General features: G+C 40.5%; 15 protein-coding genes. 6 read left to right on the top strand and 9 right to left on the bottom strand.

Annotated features, from left to right (window positions below):
• Positions 1-53 precede the first annotated feature (53 nt).
• The 4 genes from LH29_RS17505 to gcvT all read right to left on the bottom strand — a co-directional run bounded on the left by LH29_RS17505 (position 54) and on the right by gcvT (position 5075).
• Positions 54-1304 (bottom strand): DUF1015 domain-containing protein, encoded by a 1251-nt coding sequence (locus LH29_RS17505; RefSeq protein ID WP_045032286.1) that lies wholly within the window; start codon positions 1302-1304, stop codon positions 54-56.
• A 193-nt stretch (positions 1305-1497) separates the two neighbouring features.
• Positions 1498-2418 carry an NAD(P)-dependent oxidoreductase gene (locus LH29_RS17500; RefSeq protein WP_045032284.1) on the bottom strand — a complete coding sequence of 307 codons (921 nt, stop codon included), beginning with the start codon at positions 2416-2418 and terminating at the stop codon, positions 1498-1500.
• 71 nt (positions 2419-2489) lie between these two features.
• The gene (gene serC / locus LH29_RS17495; protein ID WP_045032282.1) at positions 2490-3557 is read right to left on the bottom strand and encodes a 3-phosphoserine/phosphohydroxythreonine transaminase; all 1068 of its coding nucleotides are present in this window, start codon (positions 3555-3557) and stop codon (positions 2490-2492) included.
• A 432-nt stretch (positions 3558-3989) separates the two neighbouring features.
• Entirely contained in the window at positions 3990-5075 is a 1086-nt protein-coding gene (gcvT, locus tag LH29_RS17490) for a glycine cleavage system aminomethyltransferase GcvT (RefSeq protein ID WP_045032280.1), read from the bottom strand.
• A 179-nt stretch (positions 5076-5254) separates the two neighbouring features.
• On the opposite strand from gcvT, the gene LH29_RS17485 reads away from it, so the two are divergent.
• Positions 5255-5599 carry an Hpt domain-containing protein gene (locus LH29_RS17485; protein ID WP_045032278.1) on the top strand — a complete coding sequence of 115 codons (345 nt, stop codon included), beginning with the start codon at positions 5255-5257 and terminating at the stop codon, positions 5597-5599.
• Between the two features lie 49 nt (positions 5600-5648).
• Here the strand turns inward: LH29_RS17485 and clpB are convergent, their stop codons facing one another.
• Complete coding sequence (gene clpB / locus LH29_RS17480) at positions 5649-8237, bottom strand: ATP-dependent chaperone ClpB (protein ID WP_045032276.1); 2589 nt, start codon at positions 8235-8237, stop codon at positions 5649-5651.
• Between the two features lie 840 nt (positions 8238-9077).
• Between clpB and ppdK the strand changes: the two genes are divergently transcribed.
• Positions 9078-11789 carry a pyruvate, phosphate dikinase gene (gene ppdK, locus LH29_RS17470; RefSeq protein ID WP_045032272.1) on the top strand — a complete coding sequence of 904 codons (2712 nt, stop codon included), beginning with the start codon at positions 9078-9080 and terminating at the stop codon, positions 11787-11789.
• 376 nt (positions 11790-12165) lie between these two features.
• Here the strand turns inward: ppdK and LH29_RS17465 are convergent, their stop codons facing one another.
• The 4 genes from LH29_RS17465 to LH29_RS17445 all read right to left on the bottom strand — a co-directional run bounded on the left by LH29_RS17465 (position 12166) and on the right by LH29_RS17445 (position 16363).
• Positions 12166-12825: a response regulator transcription factor gene (locus LH29_RS17465; protein ID WP_045032270.1), complete on the bottom strand. Its 660-nt coding sequence runs from the start codon at positions 12823-12825 to the stop codon at positions 12166-12168.
• The gene (locus LH29_RS17460; RefSeq protein WP_052671058.1) at positions 12818-13609 is read right to left on the bottom strand and encodes a sensor histidine kinase; all 792 of its coding nucleotides are present in this window, start codon (positions 13607-13609) and stop codon (positions 12818-12820) included. Before LH29_RS17460 ends, LH29_RS17465 begins: the two co-directional genes overlap by 8 nt.
• A gap of 760 nt (positions 13610-14369) precedes the next feature.
• Positions 14370-15020 carry a hypothetical protein gene (locus tag LH29_RS17450; RefSeq protein ID WP_045032266.1) on the bottom strand — a complete coding sequence of 217 codons (651 nt, stop codon included), beginning with the start codon at positions 15018-15020 and terminating at the stop codon, positions 14370-14372.
• Between the two features lie 200 nt (positions 15021-15220).
• The gene (locus LH29_RS17445) at positions 15221-16363 is read right to left on the bottom strand and encodes a hypothetical protein (RefSeq protein WP_045032264.1); all 1143 of its coding nucleotides are present in this window, start codon (positions 16361-16363) and stop codon (positions 15221-15223) included.
• A 206-nt stretch (positions 16364-16569) separates the two neighbouring features.
• On the opposite strand from LH29_RS17445, the gene ruvX reads away from it, so the two are divergent.
• The 4 genes from ruvX (at position 16570) to trkA (ending at position 21292) form a co-directional block, all read left to right on the top strand.
• Positions 16570-16995 carry a Holliday junction resolvase RuvX gene (gene ruvX / locus LH29_RS17440; protein ID WP_045032263.1) on the top strand — a complete coding sequence of 142 codons (426 nt, stop codon included), beginning with the start codon at positions 16570-16572 and terminating at the stop codon, positions 16993-16995.
• A gap of 53 nt (positions 16996-17048) precedes the next feature.
• Complete coding sequence (gene def, locus LH29_RS17435) at positions 17049-17603, top strand: peptide deformylase (RefSeq protein WP_045032262.1); 555 nt, start codon at positions 17049-17051, stop codon at positions 17601-17603.
• A 53-nt stretch (positions 17604-17656) separates the two neighbouring features.
• Entirely contained in the window at positions 17657-19669 is a 2013-nt protein-coding gene (locus LH29_RS17430) for a ComEC/Rec2 family competence protein (RefSeq protein WP_082063817.1), read from the top strand.
• A 288-nt stretch (positions 19670-19957) separates the two neighbouring features.
• The gene (gene trkA / locus LH29_RS17425; protein WP_045032258.1) at positions 19958-21292 is read left to right on the top strand and encodes a Trk system potassium transporter TrkA; all 1335 of its coding nucleotides are present in this window, start codon (positions 19958-19960) and stop codon (positions 21290-21292) included.
• Position 21293: the final 1 nt, after the last annotated feature.

Below are 21293 nucleotides of genomic sequence, written 5' to 3'. Positions count from 1 at the left end.
AGTCATCAGCTCACAGTTTGCTACAACATATAGTGAGCGGATGACTTAAAAGTTTAGTCCAATTTATGAATCACCAACCCTGAGCGTAATTTTGGTTCGAACCAGGTTGTTTTTGGTGGCATAATATTTCCACTGTCGGCAATGTTTATTAATTGCTGCATGGAAACCGGGGACAGTGCAAAGGCTGCTTTCATTTCGCCCGAATCAACACGGCGTTTCAGCTCTGCCAAACCACGAATACCTCCAACAAAATCGATACGTTTTGACGTACGCAGGTCTTTGATATCCAAAATCGGATCGAGCACCTGGTTAGAAAGGATCGTTACATCCAGAATTCCAATCGGGTCTGAATCATCGTAAGTTCCTTCTTTGGCAGTTAATTTATACCAGCTTCCGGCCAGGTACAAACTGAATTCGTGCAGTGCCGATGGTTTAAAAATCTCAGGTCCCATGTTCTCTACATCGAAACCTTTCGAAAGCTCGGCAAGGAAATCGATTTCCGATAAACCGTTCAAGTCGGTTACCACGCGGTTATAATCGATAATCTGCAGTTGGTTATCCGGAAAATGTACAGCCATAAAATAGTTGTACTCCTCATCGCCTGTATGATTTGGGTTCTGTAACGTTTTTTCGGCACCAATTCGCGCAGCAGCAGCAGTTCGGTGGTGACCATCGGCCACATAAGTAAACGGAACTTTATCTTCAAAAAGTTGCTCCAGTTTGGCATTTGTTTCGGCATCGTCGATGGTCCAGAAATGGTGACCAAATCCGTCTTCTGCAGTAAAATCGTAATCGGCAGCTTTGCTTTTTACAATGTTCTCAACAATGGCATCAATTTCAGCCACGGCTTTGTAGGCAAAAAATACCGGCTCGATATTGGCATTCAAATAACGCGTTAAAACCATGCGGTCTTCCTCTTTCTCCGGACGGGTAAGTTCGTGCTTTTTAATAATGCCGTTTTCGTAATCGGCACAGGCAGCAGCACCTACAATTCCGTACTGGGTAAGCCCATTCATGGTTTGTGCATAAATATAATATTTGGCCTCGGCATCGTCCTGCAGCCAACCTTTTTCCTGAAAAGCTTTGAAGTTTTCAACGGCTTTGTTGTAAACCGTTTCCGAGTGAATATCTTCCACTCCCGGGCATTCAATTTCGGCTTTTGTAATACGAAGCAACGATTTCTCTTTTCCTTCAGCCATTACAGCTGCTTCTTCCGAATTCATTACGTCGTAAGGAAGACATGCCAGTTCTTCAACAATTTCTTTTTGAGGACGAAGTCCTTTGAATGGTTTTATTATCGCCATTATTTTGATTTTAAATTTATAGACAACCAGATTTTTAGATTGCCAAAAATATAAATCCGGTTTCTATTTGTAACATTTATTGTAAGAAATAATTCATTGTGCAACTTTGACTTAACCTACAGCCTGCTCACAAAACTCAACCACAAAGTTTCACAAAGGAGGCACAAAGATTCACAAAGTACCACAATACAAGCTATTTATTCACCTGATGTGTATTATCGCCTTTTTCAAAGAAATCGACAATTTGCTGAGCCGCTGCCAGACCGGCATTTAAGTTGGCCTCGGCTGTTTGTGCACCGGCTTTTTTAGGTGTAAAGAAAAATCTTCCGGGGAATTTCTCCTCAAACTCAGCTTCACTATCGGGTGTAAGATCCGACATGTATTTAATACCCGGTTTTTCTTCCATACATTTTACCAGATCAGGCTCATTAATAACTTCTTTTCGGGCGGTGTTTACCAAAATACTGCCATCTTTTAAGTGTGAAAGCACTTCGGCACTAACCGATCTAATGTGCTCGCCACGTGCCGGAACATGAATGGAAACGATATCGCTCTTTTCATAGAGGTCTTCCAGCGATTTAGCCACTTTCAGCCCGATTGCAGCTGCAGCGCCTTTACTGTAGCGGGTGTAAACAATTACTTTCATTCCCATGGCGCGTGCAATACGGAAAACATTTCGGGCAACGTAACCAAAACCGTGCAATCCGAGTGTGCGGCCACGCATTTCGCCACCTGGTTTTCCGGAGTACATTTCGCGCAAACCCATTATGGCCAGGCCAATGGCTAATTCGGCAACGGCATTTGCGTTTTGTCCGGGCGTATTCATTACCACAATGTTGTTGGCTGTAGCAGCATCAAGATCAACATTGTCGTAACCGGCACCAGCGCGTACTACAATTTTTAGTTTTTTACCGGCGTTTAGTACTTCCTCATCAAACTTATCGCTGCGGATTATTGCCGCTTCAACATCGGCAACCGCATCCAACAGCTCTTGTTTTTCGGTGTACCTTTCGAGCAACTGAAGCTCGTAACCGGCTTTCTCAAAAATTTTACTGATTTTTTTTACAGCAACCGGTGCAAACGGTTTTTCTGTAGCTATTAAGACTTTTCTCATCACTCATAAAAATTTAGGTAGAAAAAATGCAGGACGTCTGCCCTGCATTTTCGATAGTTTTATAAATTGAATTACTTCATTTTTTCAAACTCCTGCATGGCATCTACCAATGCCTGAATACTTTCAACAGGCATTGCATTGTAAATTGAGGCTCTGAAACCACCAACCGAGCGGTGTCCTTTTATTCCCAACATACCTTTTGCAGTTGCGAAATCCATAAACTCCTTCTCAAATTCAGCATACTCCGGAGTCATTATAAAAGTTACGTTCATTAACGAACGATCTTCTTTTGCCAGTACGGTACCCTGGAACATTTTATTACGATCGATTTCATCGTAAAGGATTTTTGCTTTTTCAATGTTCTTTTGCTCCATTGCTTCCACTCCGCCGTTTTCTTTCAACCAGATTAAGGTTTGCAAACAAGCAAAAACAGGAAGTGTTGATGGTGTATTAAACATCGATTCCGCTTTAATATGCGTAGTGTAATCCAACATGGTTGGAATCGGGCGCTCTACTTTTCCAAGTGCTGCATCTTTTACAATTACCAAAGTAGCTCCTGATGGTCCCAGGTTTTTCTGTGCACCTGCATAGATCAAATCATATTTCGACACATCGATCGGGCGACTGAAAATATCTGAAGACATATCGGCTACCAAAGGCACATCAACTTCCGGAGTAGGAATTTGTGTTCCGTAAATGGTATTATTTGATGTATAGTGGAAATAACTTACATCCGATGGTACTTCGTAACCTTTTGGAATGTAGTTATAAACGGTGTCGGCCGATGAAGCAACTTCAACTACCTCGCCAAGAAATTTGGCTTCTTTAATGGCTTTTTTCGACCATGCACCTGTATTTAAATATGCTGCTTTTTTATCCAGTAAATTGTATGGAGCCATTAAAAACTGTGTGCTGGCACCACCTTGCAAGAAAAGCACCGAATAACCTTCCGGCACTTTAAGTAATTCTTTTACCAAAGCAACTGCCTCGTCCATCACAGCAACAAACTCTTTACTACGGTGCGAAACTTCCATTACAGAAAGTCCGGTTCCGGCAAAGTTTAAAGCAGCCTCAGCAGTTTTTTCCTTTGTAAATTCCGGCAGAATTGAAGGTCCTGCGTAAAAATTGTGCTTCTTCATATAATACAACAATTAAGGTGAGTAATTAAATTTTTTACCTTTTAAACACCACTATAAAGTTCTTGAATAGTGATTGTTTAGCCGATGAGAAAAATCAAGTTTATTTTATTTTTATGAGTTTTAAAACACTGATTAACAACACAAAAACAGATGATTAATATCATTCCTACTGTCTCTCTGACGTTAACGTTGTCGGTATCAATCTGTTATTTCATACAAAAATATCTTATTCCAGACAACAATACCCTATTTTGCTCAATAAATGATTTTTTAGGTGTAATATTTAAAAAGAATTTAAATAGACCTTCAGAATCGGGATTCGGTCAGCGAATAAATTTCAGTGTACTGCGTTTTTTGCAACCTGAGTTTCACAAATAAAAAAGCCGCCCGTAAAATACAGACGGCCAAGTTTAGTTCGATTTGTTTTATTATTTAGATAAAAGGAAATTTCACAATTTCTGCAGGAATTACCTTGTTACGGATCTTCACAAAAATACCGGTACCAAATGCCGAGTATTCTTTGGCCACATAGCCCATTCCAATTCCTTTATTTAAAACCGGCGACATGGTTCCTGAGGTAACTTCACCAATTGTTTCGCCGTCAGAGTTTACCAGTTCGTATCCATGGCGCGGAATTCCTCGGCCGTTAAGTACAAAACCGCGTAATCGGCGGGTAACACCTTCGTTTTTTTGCATGGTTAAAAATTCGCGGTCGATAAATTCGCGGCCGTTATTGAATTTGGTAATCCAACCCAAACCGGCTTCCAGCGGCGAGGTTGTATCGTCGATATCGTTTCCGTACAGGCAATATCCCATTTCCAAACGAAGCGTGTCGCGGGCAGCCAAACCAACTGGCTTGATACCGGCTTCGGCCCCGGCTTCAAAAATGGCGTTCCAAATTTGTTCGGCCACATTGTTTCTGAAATACAACTCGAAACCACCGGCTCCGGTGTAACCTGTTGCAGAAATGATCACCTCATCAACTCCGGCAAATTTATCGGTAACGAAGGTGTAAAATTTTATTTCTGAAAGATTTACATCGGTTAACTTTTGGAGTACCCCGGTTGCTTTTGGCCCCTGAATAGCCAACTGGCTAATTTCATCAGAAGCATTTTCCAGCTCGGCACCAATCTCTTCGTTTTGCTGCACCACCCAGTTCCAGTCTTTCTCAATATTGGCAGCGTTAACTACCAGCATATATTTTTCAGGCTCGTAGTAATACACCAGCAGGTCGTCAACAATTCCGCCTTTACCGTTTGGGAAACAGCTGTATTGTGCCTGCCCCAGTGTGAGAATCCGTGGATCGTTTGATGTAATTTTGGCTACCAGATCAAGTGCTTTCGGGCCTTTTACCCAAAATTCGCCCATGTGCGATACATCAAAAACACCAACGCTTTCGCGCACGGTCATGTGTTCATCTTTAATGCCACTATATTCAATAGGCATTTCGTATCCGGCGAACTCCACCATTTTGGCGCCTAATTTCTTGTGTATTGAATTAAATGCAGTTGTCTTCATTTTAATTTTTCAGTTATTAACGGATTCAGCTCGTTTGACAAACCGTTTATCTTTTTGAAGAAAGATTTCGTTGAGCAAAACTATGTATTCAAAAACGGTACAAATATGAATTTTATCAGCAAGAGCACAAAAAGCTTTCCCGATTATTTTGCTAAATTGCTGGCCGCAATCATAAAAAAATGGACAATACATTTCAACACATCGATCCATCTCAGATCGAAACACTTGCAGGTGGAGACAAAGAATTCATCAAGGAAATGGCAGAAATTTTCCTCGAACAAATTGAAGAATTTGTGACGAACATGGGTTCATTCCTGCAAGAAAAAAACTGGGAAAAACTGGCACGCGAGGCACATACGGCAAAATCGTCGGCAATGACATTTGGCATGGATGACACCGGCAATTTGCTAAAGAAAATTCAATTGGAATGCGAGGCCAATAATCTCGATGATGTTCCCGGGATGGTTGAAGATGCAATCAGTCAGTTGCAGGCTGCATCTCCCGAAGTACAGGAGTTACTATAAAAAGAAAACGGCCCTCATGAGAGAGCCGTCTTGCTTATATCTTAAGTTTTTAATTGCTGAAAACCAATGAATCGTTTTCATAGTCGATTACAATCGGTTTGGTTTTATCAACTTTACCCGAAAGAATCCTTTTTGACAATTCATTCAACACAAAGCGTTGAAGCACACGTTTTACCGGACGTGCACCAAAATGCGGATCGTAACCTATTGCCGATAACCATTCGCTTGCTTTTTCGCTTAACTTAATTTTTAGTTCACTGGCCGACAAACGTTTTACAATTTGCTCGAACTGCAGACGAACAATTTCTTTAATCGCTTCTTTCGATAGCGGTGTAAATACAATGGTTTCATCAATACGGTTCAGAAACTCCGGACGTATTGTTTTCCGCAACATCTCCAGCAGCTGGTTACGCGTTTTTTCCAGCACCTGGAATTCGTTGCTATCATTCATGGTTTCGTAATTCTCCTGAATGATATGCGATCCCAGGTTCGATGTCATAATAATAATCGTATTCTTAAAGTTTACGGTGCGGCCTTTATTATCGGTTAAACGGCCATCGTCTAAAACCTGAAGCAACACGTTAAATACATCGGGATGCGCTTTTTCAATCTCGTCGAAAAGAACCACCGAATAAGGTTTATGGCGAACTGCCTCAGTTAACTGGCCACCTTCGTCGTAACCCACATATCCCGGAGGCGAACCGATCAAACGGGTTACCGAGAATTTCTCCTGGTATTCCGACATGTCAATACGGGTGATCATATTCTCGTCGTTGAACAGGTATTCGGCCAATGCTTTTGCCAATTCGGTTTTACCAACACCTGTTGTTCCCAAGAAGATGAAAGAACCGATTGGTCGTTTTTCGTCCTGCAAACCTGCACGGCTGCGGCGCACGGCATCAGAAATGGCAATAATCGCCTCGTCCTGTCCGATCACCCGGTTGTGCAATTCATCTTCCATGTGCAGCAACTTTTCGCGCTCGCTCTGCAACATTTTCGAAACCGGAATACCGGTCCAGCGTGCCACCACTTCGGCTATATCTTCCGTATCAACTTCTTCTTTAATCAGGTTCTCACCTTTTTTCATTTCCTCCAGCTCGGCCTGCAGTTTTTCAATCTCCGCCTCTACCTCTTTTACTTTTCCGTAGCGTAATTCGGCCACACGACCATAATCTCCCTCCCGCTCGGCTTGTTCAGCTTCAAATTTGTAGGTTTCAATCTCTTCTTTCTTTTTCTGAATGGCTTCAATTACCGATTTCTCCGATTGCCATTTGGCACGTAAACGTGATTGTTCCTCCTTTAAATTCGAAATTTCTTCATTTAGCGAATTTAATTTTCGGGTATCATTTTCACGTTTTATCGCCTCGCGTTCAATCTCCAACTGTTTAACGCGGCGCTGAATTTCATCCAGTTCCTCTGGAACGGAATCAATTTCCAGACGTAGTTTTGCAGCAGCTTCATCCATTAAGTCGATGGCTTTATCGGGTAAAAACCGATCGGAAATATAGCGCTGCGACAATTCAACCGACGCAATAATAGCATCATCTTTTATCTGAACTTTATGGTGGTTTTCGTATTTCTCTTTAATACCGCGCAAAATTGAAATGGCGCTTAATGTATCCGGCTCGTCAACATGTACGATCTGGAAACGACGCTCCAACGCTTTATCTTTCTCGAAATATTTTTGATACTCGGCCAGTGTAGTTGCACCAACAGCGCGCAGTTCGCCACGCGCCAGTGCAGGCTTTAAAATATTGGCCGCATCCATTGCTCCTTCACCTTTTCCGGCACCTACCAGCGTGTGAATCTCATCGATAAACAAAATTACCTCATCGTTCGATTGAACAACCTCGTTTACCACAGCTTTTAAGCGCTCCTCGAATTCGCCTTTGTATTTTGCTCCGGCAACCAAAGCTCCCATGTCCAGCGAAAATACCTGTTTCGATTTCAGGTTTTCGGGCACGTCGCCACGAACTATACGGTGCGCCAGTCCTTCGGCAATTGCCGTTTTTCCGGTTCCGGGCTCGCCCAGCAAAATCGGGTTATTTTTTGTACGGCGCGACAGGATCTGCAAAATCCTGCGAATCTCATCATCACGGCCAATAACCGGATCAAGCTTACCCGATCGGGCACGTTCGTTCAGGTTGATGGCAAAACGATTTAAGGAATTGAACTTATCTTCGGCCGTTTGGCTGTCAACTTTCGATCCTTTTCGTAATTCTTCAACAGCCAGTTTCAGCTCTTTTTTTGTAATACCATTGTCTTTCATCAAACGGCTGGTATTGTCTTTTACTTCGAGCAGTGCCAGTAAAATGTGCTCAACAGAAACATACTGGTCGCCCATTTCCTGCGCCAGACCAAGCGCTTTCTGCAAAGCCTGATTTGCACCCGAAGAAAGGTACTGCTCGGCCCCTGAAACTTTTGGATACGATTGAATAATCTGGTCGAGTGCCTGTTTAAAGACAGGAACATTAACATCCAGTTTTTTAAGTAAAAACTCCGTAACATTCTCAGCTGAATGAAGCACTCCGCGAAGAATATGACCGGATTCGATTGCCTGTTGGTTGTTTCCCTGGGCAATTTGAAAAGCCTGCTGAATGGCTTCCTGCGATTTTATGGTGAAATTATTAAAATTCATGGCTTTATGTATTAAAATTCGAGAATATCCGAAACAACATTCAAGCCATAACCAACTGACAGACAGAATGTCGCAACCACACAAAATAATACAGAAACAATTTCAGGAAAGTGGGAATATGTATGAAAAAGTGGCAGAATTGGGCATAAAAAAAACAGAGACAATCAACTATTATCTCTGTTTCCTAACCTAACCAAATCTATTTCTATGAAAAAAACACTTAAACTATTCAAATCTATGCTACAAAATTACGCCGTATTTTAGTTAACGCGTATCAACGGAAGTTAAAGAATGTTATAAGTTTAATAAAAACTATTCTACCGGATAGAAAAGTTAAAAACCGGAAGCGAGTGGTTCGCCCAAATAACGCGCAAAAAAAAACAGAGACGTTTTAAATTCATCTCTGTTTCCTAACCTAACCAAATCTATTCTCTATGAAAAAACACTTAAACTATTCAAATTCTATGTTACAAAAATACGGCGCATTTTAGTTAACGCGTATCAACGGAAGTTAAAGAATGTTAACAGTTTATTTTCAAGAAATACACTCGCCGCCTGAGGTGTAAACAAAACAGAATTTCAACCGTTCGAAATAACAAACATCGAAACAGAATGAAAAAAACATTAGCACTAAAAAGCCGTATTTATCCGAACAATTTGCTATTAAAGCAAATCAGACATATACAAATAGTATAATGTCTGAATACATTATGATACATGCCTATAAAACAGGCTTTAAAGCAGTTCAAAAACTTTCTAAAGTGGAAAAATAAAGTTACTTTAGCGTCCATTTCAATTTTAAATCTAATTCTATATTATTATAACTAAAATTTCAATTTTATGACAAAACATGTATATACTTTCGGAGCCGGAAAGGCAGAAGGTAAAGCAGACATGAAAAACCTTCTTGGAGGTAAAGGTGCCAACCTTGCAGAGATGAACCTTATTGGTGTTCCGGTTCCCGCAGGATTTACTATTACTACAGATGTTTGTACAGCATATAACAAACTAGGAAAAGATGCGGTTATTGATATGCTAAAAGCTGAAGTTGAAAAAGCTATTGCTGATACAGAAGTGGCAATGAATGCAAAGTTTGGCTCAAAAGGCGAAGCTTTTCCACTGATGCTTTCAGTTCGTTCGGGCGCACGGGTTTCAATGCCTGGAATGATGAATACCGTACTTAACCTTGGTATGAACGATGATGCGGTTAAAATTTTGGCCGAAAAATCGGGTAACGAGCAATTTGCTTACGACTCGTACCGTCGTTTTATTCAAATGTATGGCGATGTGGTAATGGGTGTTGAAGCAGAAGAAGGTGAGCACGACCCTTTCGAAGAAGTACTTGATAGAGTAAAAGACGAAAAAGGTTATAAAACAGATGCTGAAATTCCGGCTGAAGATTATAAAGTTATTGTTGAAGAGTTTAAAGCAATTGTAAAAGAAAAAGCAGGAATAGAGTTCCCTACAAATCCTTGGGATCAGCTTTGGGGTGCAGTTTGTGCTGTATTCGATTCGTGGAATACACCTCGCGCAATTCTTTACCGCCAAAAAGAACAAATTCCTGAAGAATGGGGAACAGCGGTTAACGTTCAGGCCATGGTTTATGGTAACATGGGCGATACTTCGGGTACCGGTGTATGTTTCTCGCGTGATGCCGCTACCGGCGAAAACCTGTTTAATGGCGAATACCTGATTAATGCCCAGGGAGAAGATGTAGTTGCCGGAGTTCGTACTCCTCAGGAAATTACCCTGATTGGCTCGCGTCGTTGGGCAGAACGTAACGGAACTTCAGAAGAAAAGAGGAAAGCAACTTTCCCTTCGCTTGAAGAAGCAATGCCGGAAGTTTATGCACAACTGAACGATATCCAGCAAAAACTGGAAAATCACTATAAAGATATGCAGGATATGGAGTTCACTATCCAGGATGGTAAACTTTGGATGTTGCAAACCCGTAACGGGAAGCGTACCGGTGCTGCCATGGTAAAAATGGCTGTTGACATGCTTGAAGAAGGTATGATTGACGAAAAAACAGCATTACTGCGTCAGGAACCTAACAAACTGGACGAACTACTTCACCCTGTTTTCGATAAAGAAGCAATTGCAAATGCAACTGTATTGAGTAAAGGTTTACCAGCGTCTCCGGGTGCGGCTACCGGCATGTGTGCTTTCTCGGCCAAACGCGCTGAAGAATTGGCAGCCGAGGGTAAAAAAGTAATTTTGGTTCGTCGCGAAACTTCTCCTGAAGACCTTGCAGGGATGTATGCTGCTGAAGGAATTTTGACAGAACGTGGAGGAATGACTTCGCACGCTGCAGTTGTAGCACGTGGTATGGGTAAATGTTGTGTTTCATCTGCTGCCGGAATCACTGTTACCATGACTTCAATGAAAATTGGCAATAAAGAATATAAAGAAGGAGATTTTATTTCATTGAACGGCTCAACCGGGGAAGTATACGATGGTGAAGTAGCCACAATTACTCCATCGCTAGATGGCGACTTTGGAAAAGTAATGCAATGGGCCGAGAACAATACGCGCATGTATGTACGTACCAATGCTGATTCTCCTGCCGATGCTGAAATAGCTCGCGAGTTTGGAGCTAAAGGTATTGGTCTTTGCCGTACCGAGCACATGTTCTTCGAAGGTGACCGTATCTGGAAAATGCGTGAAATGATTCTGGCTGAAAATGTGGAAGGACGTAAAGCTGCTTTGGCAAAACTGCTTCCTATTCAGCGCGAAGACTTCTACGGAATTTTGAAAGCTATGGACGGATTTGGTGTAACTATCCGCTTGTTGGATCCACCATTACACGAGTTCACTCCGAATGATTTGGAGTCTCAAAAAGAAATGGCCGAGAAATTAGGCGTTCCTGTTGAGGTTGTAAAAGAAAAAGTTGAAAGTCTGCACGAGTTTAACCCAATGTTGGGTCACCGTGGATGTCGTTTAGGAAATACTTATCCTGAGATTACAGAAATGCAGGCTCGCGCAATTATCGAAGCTGCTTGCGATCTGAAAAAAGAAGGATTCGATCCTAAACCTGAAATTATGGTTCCACTTATTGGTACTGTAAAGGAATTGAAACTTCAGGAAGAAATTATCCGTTCGGTTGCTAAAGAAGTAATGACTGAAAAAGGAGTTGAAGTGGATTATATGTTGGGTACTATGATTGAGATTCCACGCGCTGCATTAACTGCAAATGAAGTTGCAGAAGTAGCTGAATTCTTCTCATTCGGTACAAACGACCTTACGCAGATGACCTTTGGATACTCTCGTGATGATGCTGCAAAATTCTTACCTGTTTACCTTGAAAAAGGTATTCTGAAGCAAGACCCATTTGAAGCACTTGATCAAACAGGTGTTGGGCAGCTGGTAGAAATCGCTGCCGAAAGAGGACGTTCAGTACGTAGCAACCTGAAATTAGGAATTTGTGGTGAGCATGGTGGTGAGCCATCATCGGTTGAGTTTTGCCACAGAGCCGGATTGGATTACGTAAGTTGTTCTCCTTTCCGTGTGCCGATTGCACGCGTTGCTGCTGCTCAGGCTAATTTAAAGTAGAAAATACTTAAGTAAGATAATTAAGAGCTGCTCTTCGAAGTGGCTCTTTTTTTTTGATCTTTTACCGAAAACCAGGTAGAATTACCTGGTTAAAATCGAGTAATTCTACGCTATTTTTTTTGCTATTTCTTACCGAACTTTGCTTCAACTATTAAAGGATCCATCAATGGAAATAAGGCGTAAAATAAATTCACATTCGTTAGACACATTCACATCACTATCGCTGAACTGTATTTCCTCCCCTCTGTATAGTTATTTTTTATCCTCTAGCTTTCAACACATTTTACTTCAACATACACTGTCCCATTTCCCTGAGTCACTGTGATAAAAAATAAGATGATGGAATCCGAAAAGGAGCGCAGATTTTGTGCTCCTTTTATATTTTATAGAGGCTATTTTTAATGGCAAATATTACAAGACCTGCAATATTTTTTGTATTTGTTTTTTCCAGCAGATTGTACTTGTGTCCTTCTATAGTACGTGCGCTAAGACCCAGTTTTTCACCAATTTCGGTGGCCGTTAGTTCTTCACAAATCAGCTTCAGTACCTGACTCTCGCGCTTTGTAAGTTTTAACTGTGATCCCGTATCTGTAGAAGCATTCTTCTTAAGGCCTTGTAAAACTGCTCCCGATAAACTACCCGAAAAGTAAAAATCGTTTTTTATTACTTTTTTTATGGCCAGCTCCAACTCATCAGGCTCGGCATTTTTTAACAGATAACCGTTTACCCCTTCGCTAACCAGGTGAGCCACCAGTTGAGGAGCTTCCTCCATACTGAGTATTAAAATCCGAATATCGCGGAAGTCTTTTCGCAGATGTTTGGTTACCTCAACGCCATCCATTTCGGGCATATTAATATCGAGCAATACCAGGTCTGGTTTTTTATCCAGCTCCCCGATCAACTCCAACAATTCAACACCGTTACCGGCTTCGTAGATACTCTCAACAATATCAAAATCTTCTAACAGGCCTACCATACCTTTTCTAAAAAGTTTATGGTCGTCGGTAACTACAATATCTATTTTTTGCTCACTCATTAGCCTGCAAAATTATAATTGCCCGGGTTCCTTTTCCCGGCGATGATTTCATTTTAAATTTTGCATTTGCCATCTCCGACCGGCTTTCAAGGTTTCGCAAACCAAGTCCTGTTTGCATTTTTTCTTCCAGAAGAAATCCCTTTCCGTCGTCGCCTACAACAACTGCAACAAGCTGTTTTGCAAATCGAATATTTATTGAAATTCGCGATGCCTCGGCGTGTTTAATGGCATTATTTACCAGCTCCTGCACAATACGAAAAACGGCCAGTTCCTGTTTACTGTCAAAACGAAATTGCTCTCCGCTTTTCCAACACTCAATAATCAACTGATCTGATTTATTTACCCAGCTTGCCAGCTCTTCAAGTGCAAAATACAATCCCAGCTTTTCCAACGACGGCGGTAATAATGACCTTGAAATGCGTCGTACCTGTAGAATTACATCGTCGAGATAGGTTTTGGTCTCGGTTGCCAACTCTTTTGCTTTCCCCTCTTCTGTCTTTTTTTCTATCCTCCCCACAGTGAGTTTTACCACCGAAAGCATGGCACCAACCTCGTCGTGCAAATCGCGTGCAATACGTTTGCGTTCGTTCTCCTGCGATTGAATGGTGTTTTTTATAATTTCTTCCTGCTGATTTTGAACGACACGATTCAATTCCAACTGTTTCAGCAACAATCGCTTTTGGTAGGCTATAAAGAAAAAAAACAGGCCTCCTGCCAATAGCAGCATCCCAATGGTACCAATTAAATACACCAATAATATTTCGGAATTCCCTGTCGCTTCCACATTTCACATTTTAGACAATGCTAAAATAATTAACAAAATCGAACTTTCTGTAAAATTTGAACAATAATCTAAAATAACAAAACAACAACAATAGGGGCTATACAATTCTCCCTGAGGTTTTTATCATCTTTCCTCCGGCTTTACTAAAGCCAATAGTTACAAGCACATAGAACAGTGTCAGGATCACAGAGAAAGAGACGACAGTTATTTTTGAAAACTCACGCGAATATTCCAAAATAAGATTAAACAAAACGGTAAAAAATAAGTTGCCGGAATAGTAGATGAGTAATGCACCGTTGATCCAAATTAATGGTTCATCCCACAACGACATGATTTTTGCTTCAACCATCACTCTGTAAAAGTACCAGATGCATAGAACAATCACGACAAAAGTTGCGATGGTACGCGAAAAATTTGGGTATTCGTATATACTTTGAAAAAATACGAGGTTAATAAGATTGAAGAGCTCGAATATCGAAATTAATACAATTGAAAACCGAGTTAGTGTTTTCTTGTAGATCAGACTTGAATAAAATAATACCAGTATTGGGAAAGTAACAATTTGGTACAAATGAATAAACGGCATTGTATTATCCAGACCGAAACGCCTAAGAATAAAGGTTACAAGTTCGTTTACTGTACCATAAAGAACATAAAGATAAAACAGCTTCAGAGAAGTGTCGAATCTTTTAAAACAGAATAACCCTGTAATAAAGGGTAACAATATTGAAATCCAAAGAAAATCTGTCAAGCCGGAAGTTTATGAGTTGTATATGCTTCGTTCGTCGCAAAACGGTGGACATAATTGTGCTTCGTCGTAATATTCTAGTTCATCTGCTGCTTCTACCGTCTGCTCTGTTGCAGAAGATGCAGAGCTCAACATTATATTCATTGTTTTTGAAACACCAAACTCTAACACAATTTCTTCATGATTTTGAGCATTAAAAAGCTCATGCAATTCGAACTTAGTTAGCAGATAGGCATTGGGGTAAATATACTGACGAAATGCTGCGCCGTCTGCGTCCGGCTCAATTTCTCCAGATCTCCATTTGCGATACAAACGGATACTCTCGATTACCTCCTCCGTATTATCCGAGAAGTCTTCATTGTTTTTGTTCAGTTTATAAACTGGTGTTTCGTAGTCGGCATAAACATCACCACTCCCTAAAAGAAAAGATGAGACAGCATAGGCACACAGCACATATTTGTTGCCATCTTTCTTATTTTCTAAACCCAGATAAACGCGCACACGGTTCTCATTTTCTCCTATAAGTGATTTATAGGTTTCTTTTTGAAGAATTATTGGTGTAATTTTTAGATTGAAGGTTTTATCTGCTTCTTCTTTAAAATTCTTTTTCCAGTTTTTTGCTTTTTCTGCCGGAAGTTGATCTCGTTTTAATTTTTTTTCCATTTTTTATTGTATTTGGACTACTAAAAATAGACAAAATGTTTGACATAAAAACAGGTTCAATAACATATTCTCAAAATAACATCACAATACGGACAAAAAAACAAAAACTGCCCGCCAAAACTTTAGTTGACGGGCAGTGCTGTAAGAAACAGTATAAATCTAAGGTCTAGCCTGCTTCGAAATACTTTCTCAAATTACTGTTAATAAGGCTCGTAATAATATTCATCTACATATCCCGGGCTGTAATAATCGTCGTTATAGGCATAGTACCTGTCGGGATAGTGAACCAGGCTAAATCCTAAAGCTGTTGATTCAAAGAACAAATTCCCAATCCTGAAATACAGGTAGCCATTTATATGAACTTGCTCGTAGCCATATGGTAAACGTTCGAATGAAAATCCAAATGGCAGGTTTACCAATACATAACCAATACCTCTGTGATAACGGAAAAAGTGTCCGTCGTAGCAATAGTAGCGATTATGGTTGTGAACAAATACGGTTGGACGATAAACAAACTTGCGAATTACGTGCCCGTAGTGACTGTTGTAGTAATAATACTTGTGGTAACGGTATGAGTATGGATTGTACCCTCCGTAATAGTCGCGCCAGCTGTGGTGGTTCCAATGATAGTGTTCCCAGCGATTGTCCCAATGCCTGTTTTTATGGTAATTGTAATTTGAATAATACTTTCTGTCGCTATAATTATAGTTCATTGCTTTCGGACGGTTTCTGCTACTCCACTGGGTGCTGCTACCACGGTAACTTTTAGTAGGCGTAAAGCGCTTGTCATTGCGGTCTACATTATAGTACCTGCGTGTATCGGTAACTGAACTTCGGCTCGATCCTCTTCCGTTTGTAACTGACGGATTTGATTTTTTCGAATCGGTGTAAACCCTCGATGGCTGCCTGGTTGCCTCTCTGCCTCTTGACTCGTTGGTTCTTTGTGGTTCACTTTTCCGGTAAACATTATCTGAAGCTCTTGTTGTACTTTTTTGCGTTTTATAGCTATTGTTAGAACTACTTTTTTGCTGAACATCGCGATTTACCGAACGAGAATCATTATACTTATTGTTGCTTGAACGAACATTTGCACTGTTTCGGCTGCTTGTTGTTCTACTTGACGACCGAACGCCTCGATCCGATGTTGCCGGAGTTGATTGCCGATAGGTTTTTGAGGCACTTTTGGTTTTTACCTCGCTTTTGCTACTCCTTTTCGGAGCTTCCCTTTTTTCTGTACCTCTTTCTCCTCCCCTGCGCTGGGCCTGGGCCGGAACTGTTGTTATTATTGTAATTGCCGCCAGAGTAAGTATCGTGGCAAACAATTTAAATGTTGTTGCTTTCATGACAATAGACTTTAAAATTCAACAATTTGTTTGCTATGCTCTGTTGGCGCCAAAATAAAAATCGATATCTGCCTTTGTAAATGCAAAGCGTGTGCCAAAAACTTCACTGCCGCGCACACCAAAAGTTACACCTACTAGAGAACAGGCATTTATGAACTTTTTTTTCTAAGCAATTCTCTCTACTTTTGCGCCGATTTAATTAAAGTATGGCCCGGATATTAGCAATAGATTACGGAAAAAAGAGAACAGGATTGGCAGTAACCGATCCAGGGCAAATTATTGCCAGCCGTTTAACAACAGTTCCAACGCATACCATTTGGGATTTTCTGAAAGATTATTTCCAAAAAGAAGAGGTAGAAACCGTGGTTGTGGGATATCCCAAACAAATGAACAACCAGGCCTCGGAGTCTGTTAGATTTATCAATCCGTTTTTGAAAAAGTTTCAGCAGAAATATCCGGAGATAAATCTGGAGATTTACGACGAGCGTTTTACGTCGAAAATGGCGTTTCAAACCATGATTGACAGTGGGCTAAAAAAACAAAAACGAAAAGACAAAGCATTGGTTGATGCCATTAGCGCAACCATTATTTTACAAGATTATTTAGAACAGAAACGCAACTTATTACGTTAAAACCAGCTTTTCAAAAGGTTTAAAAAGTTGCTATCGATATAAAAATAGAAAGAATGAAATACCCGGTAACAGTATACGGAGACCCTTTATTACGAAAGAAAGCCAAAGCTATTGAGAAAGATCATCCAAAGTTGGATGAGATAATTGAAAACATGTGGGAAACCATGTACTACTCTGATGGCGTTGGTTTGGCCGCACCACAGGTAGGATTATCTATTCGCCTGTTTGTAATCGATGCATCATCGGGTGCCGACGAAGAGCCGGAATTGGAAGGTTTTAAAAAGGTTTTTATTAATCCCGAGATTATTGAAACCAAAGGCGATGAGTGGACAATGAATGAAGGCTGTTTGAGTTTGCCGGAAATCAGGGAGGATGTAAGTCGCCACGACGAGGTAACCATTAAATACCTTGATGAAAATTTCGTGGAGCACACTGAAACCTACAAAGGATTTGCGGGCCGTGTAATCCAACACGAATATGACCATTTGGAGGGCATTTTGTTTGTTGATTATCTATCGCCATTGCGCAAACGTTTATTAAAAGGAAAACTTATTGCTATCTCAAAAGGCAAAGTTCGTCCGCACTACCGAATAAAAGTTCCGAAATAAAGTAACCATTTTTCAAAACCTACGTTTAAGGGCTAATCCGTCAAACGTAGGTTTTGGAAAACACATTTAAAAACATACCCTTCTTACGAATTGCAGTCGCCTTTGCCACTGGCATTTTCCTTTCTTCAATATTTACAGGCTCCACCACAGTGCTGATTTATGTGGCTATTGTTTTTTGCGGAGTTTTAATTCTCGTCCATAAACACTACAATTATAATCTTTCTCCGCTTTTTGGAGGAATTACTTTTATTCTACTGATCTTATTCGGTGCCATCAATTACCAACAATACAACCGGCTACCACCTCCCGAAACAAACGGATTAATGGCAGCCACCGTGCTCGAAACCCCGCAGGAAAAAACCAATTCCTACAAAAGTGTGCTACTTATTCATTCGGTAAAAACAGAAGATACATTGATTGGCACACGAGAAAAAGTGCTGGTTTATTTTGAAAAAAATGACGACATCAAACAATTAAAGCCGGGTAGTCAGATTATTTTTGAACAGACACCCGAATCAATTGAAAACCGTGGCAATCCTTACGAATTTGACTACAAAAGCTACCTCGAAAAGAAACACATTTTCCGACAGGTTTATTTAAAATCCGGGAATTGGAAATTAACAGGCTACGTAAACAACACGCCACTTTTATGGGCCGAAACGATTCGCGATAAACTGCTAAAAATATATCACGAGCAGGAAATCGGAACAAAAGAAACAGAAATTCTTTCAGCGCTCACGCTAGGCTACAAACGCGACCTCGACCGCGAAACAAAACGTGTATTTTCTTCGGCCGGAGCCATGCATGTACTGGCCGTTTCAGGCTTACACGTAGGTATCGTTTTCTTTGCTTTTTCAATCTGCTTTGGATTTTTACAAAAACAAAGATTTGGCCGTTTTCTATACGTGATGCTTTCCATTAGTTTGTTGTGGTGTTTTGCTTTTATCACCGGCTTGTCGCCATCTGTTTTACGTGCCTGCACCATGTTTAGCCTGATAATAATTGCCGGAAACATCAACCGTAGGGCAAATATTTACAACACGCTTGCGGCCTCGACCTTTTTGCTTTTGTTGGTAAATCCCAATAATCTTTTCGAGGTTGGATTTCAACTCTCGTACATGGCTGTTTTTGGAATTGTCTATTTGCAACCCCGAATTGCCGGACTTTGGACGGTAAAAAACAAGGCGGGATTGTTTTTCTGGAATTTGATAAGCGTTTCAATTGCAGCACAAATAGCTACTTTCCCACTTTCGGCCTACTATTTCAATCAATTCCCCACCTATTTTTTACTAAGTAATATTGTTGTAATTCCGGCCGCCATGCTGCTTATCCCCCTCGGAATGGGATTGTTGGCCTTTTCAAAAATACCACTGCTGGCCTCTTCTATCGCTTTTGCCGTAAAGTGGATTATTAAAATTGTATATTTTTTACTCTTTTCCATCGATTCATTTCCGCATTCAACACCCGATGTTGTGCTTCATACGCCCGAATTGCTTTTCGTTTTGGCCCTCCTTTTTTCCATTTTTTTATTTCTGAACTCGCGGCGGGTTTTCTATATAAAATCAGCGCTTTCGTTTGCAGTTTTGTTAGCTGTATTCATTCTGTTTTCTGGCTACAAACAAATCAACCGACACGAAATAATTGTTTTAAACGCACAAGAATCAGTGACTTGTTTTATTACCGGGAATAGAATGTATGCAATTTCGGCAGATACACTTTCGCCTGACGATTACATCTATAGTTCCGTGCAAGATATAAAACGACAGAAACGATTAACGAAACTTGTTTTTCTGACTTCTGATTCAACATTCAACGATAATTTCCTGTTCCTCGATAAAGGGTTGGCTGTTTTCGAAGGAAAAACAGTTCTTTTAAATCCTGCTCACATGACGCTAACAAACACCATTTCTCCTAACTTAATCATTAATTTATCAGGCAATTACATTTCGCAATCTGTTTCAGAAGATTGTTGTTTAATAACGTACTATCCCTCCCGGAAAAAGGTTACTTCCGGCGTAAAACAACACATTCTCTCCGAACAAGGGGCCTTTGTGTCAAGTTGGTAATCGCACAACTCATTTAAAATGCCGTGCTCGTGAACCTTTGTTCGGGTAAAAATTATTTTGGTAAATTCATACAAATTACACGGTGCATTTTGTAATTTAGAATGTTAATTTAATGTTGGAAGCGGAAAATTATAAAGCCTTTTCCGTTGAGTTTAAAAACAGAATGCATTATTTTGCTTCATTAAATAATACAGACAGATGAAACGAGCAGGTAGAAATTATGCTTACCTAATAAAAGTTGCAGGCGAGTTCCATCGAATACTTTTGAGAATTAACAATTATAATTAGATGAAAGTTGTTATTGCGGGTGCCGGCGAAGTGGGAACACATTTGGCGAGAATGTTAACCAATGAAAACCACGACATTACCTTACTGGATGATTCTCCTGAAAAACTTGCGAATATTAGTAGTGAGGTAGACCTGATGACAATTGCCGGTTCTGCTCATTCATTTCAGGATTTAAAAAGTACCGACCTGGCAAAATCCGATCTGTTTATAGCAGTTACTCCTTTTGAGGAACGAAACGTTTTAGCCTGTTCAATGGCGTCGTACCTTGGGGTTAGCCGTACAATTGCACGAATAAACAACTCGGAATACCTTCAGGAAAGATACCGATCAAAGCTTAACAACCTGGGAATAAACGAATTGATTTACCCCGAAAGTCTGGCTGCAAAAGAAATTGTTGCCTCGGTAAAACAAACGGCAACACGTCAGTTAATCGAGTTTTCAGGCGGAAAACTGATTATGATGGGAATTAAGGTGCGCGAAAATGCACCGGTGCTGAATAAAACATTTGAAGAATTATCACAGGAAAATCAGCATTTATTGGTAGTGGCAATTAACCGCGACAATGAAACGATCATCCCGAATGGTAATGATTTTATAAAAAACGGAGACATCGTATTTTTTGTTACCACACCGGCCGAGCAAAATAATGTTTACGAATTAACTGGTAAAACACTCTTCGAAGTTAAAAACATTATGTTTTTGGGAGGAAGCCGAATTGCCCAAAAAGCCATTGAAAAACTGGGCGAAAATTACCGAATTAAAGTAATTGAAGGCGACCGCAAAAAATGCGAAAAGATTGCCGACAAGTACGAAAATGTACTGGTAATTAACGGCGACGGGCGTAACCTGAATTTGTTACGCGAAGAAGGAATTGAAAAAATGGATGCTTTTGTGGCAACCACCGGAAATTCGGAAACCAACATATTGGGCTGTCACCTGGCAAAAACATATGGTGTTCGCCGAACAGTGGCCGAGGTGGAAAACCTGGCCTACATGAACCTTGCAGACAATATGGATATCGGTAGCATTTTTAATAAAAAGCTGATTGCTGCGGGTTATATTTACCGTTTTACACTTAATGCCGAAATTTCGAAAGTAAAATGTTTAACAGCCTCCGATGCCGAAGTTTTTGAGTTTATTGCCAAGCCCGGAGCTAAAATCACACAAAAATCAATAAAAGATCTTGACTTCCCCGAAGAAGCAAAAATCGGAGGTGTGATTCGTGGCAACATGGGCTACATCGCCCACGGATATACCCAAATTCAGGAAGGCGATAAAGTAGTCGTATTCACCCTGCCTTCAGGAATTAAAAAGCTGGAGAAATTCTTTAAGTAAG

It is taken from the genome of Draconibacterium sediminis (genome assembly GCF_000949475.1).
In the GTDB taxonomy this organism is placed as follows: Bacteria; Bacteroidota; Bacteroidia; order Bacteroidales; family Prolixibacteraceae; genus Draconibacterium; species Draconibacterium sediminis.
The sequence above is the reverse complement of the archived record's forward strand: the minus strand, read 5'-3'. Positions and strand labels throughout refer to the sequence as shown.

Coding starts and splice junctions, on each gene's coding strand:
- ppdK (WP_045032272.1), top strand. CDS start 9,078: ATGACAAAACATGTATATACTTTCGGAGCCGGAAAGGCAGAAGGTAAA.
- LH29_RS17445 (WP_045032264.1), bottom strand. CDS start 16,363: ATGAAAGCAACAACATTTAAATTGTTTGCCACGATACTTACTCTGGCG.
- trkA (WP_045032258.1), top strand. CDS start 19,958: ATGAAAGTTGTTATTGCGGGTGCCGGCGAAGTGGGAACACATTTGGCG.
- LH29_RS17450 (WP_045032266.1), bottom strand. CDS start 15,020: ATGGAAAAAAAATTAAAACGAGATCAACTTCCGGCAGAAAAAGCAAAA.
- ruvX (WP_045032263.1), top strand. CDS start 16,570: ATGGCCCGGATATTAGCAATAGATTACGGAAAAAAGAGAACAGGATTG.
- LH29_RS17505 (WP_045032286.1), bottom strand. CDS start 1,304: ATGGCGATAATAAAACCATTCAAAGGACTTCGTCCTCAAAAAGAAATT.
- gcvT (WP_045032280.1), bottom strand. CDS start 5,075: ATGAAGACAACTGCATTTAATTCAATACACAAGAAATTAGGCGCCAAA.
- LH29_RS17500 (WP_045032284.1), bottom strand. CDS start 2,418: ATGAGAAAAGTCTTAATAGCTACAGAAAAACCGTTTGCACCGGTTGCT.
- LH29_RS17465 (WP_045032270.1), bottom strand. CDS start 12,825: ATGAGTGAGCAAAAAATAGATATTGTAGTTACCGACGACCATAAACTT.
- clpB (WP_045032276.1), bottom strand. CDS start 8,237: ATGAATTTTAATAATTTCACCATAAAATCGCAGGAAGCCATTCAGCAG.
- serC (WP_045032282.1), bottom strand. CDS start 3,557: ATGAAGAAGCACAATTTTTACGCAGGACCTTCAATTCTGCCGGAATTT.
- LH29_RS17485 (WP_045032278.1), top strand. CDS start 5,255: ATGGACAATACATTTCAACACATCGATCCATCTCAGATCGAAACACTT.
- def (WP_045032262.1), top strand. CDS start 17,049: ATGAAATACCCGGTAACAGTATACGGAGACCCTTTATTACGAAAGAAA.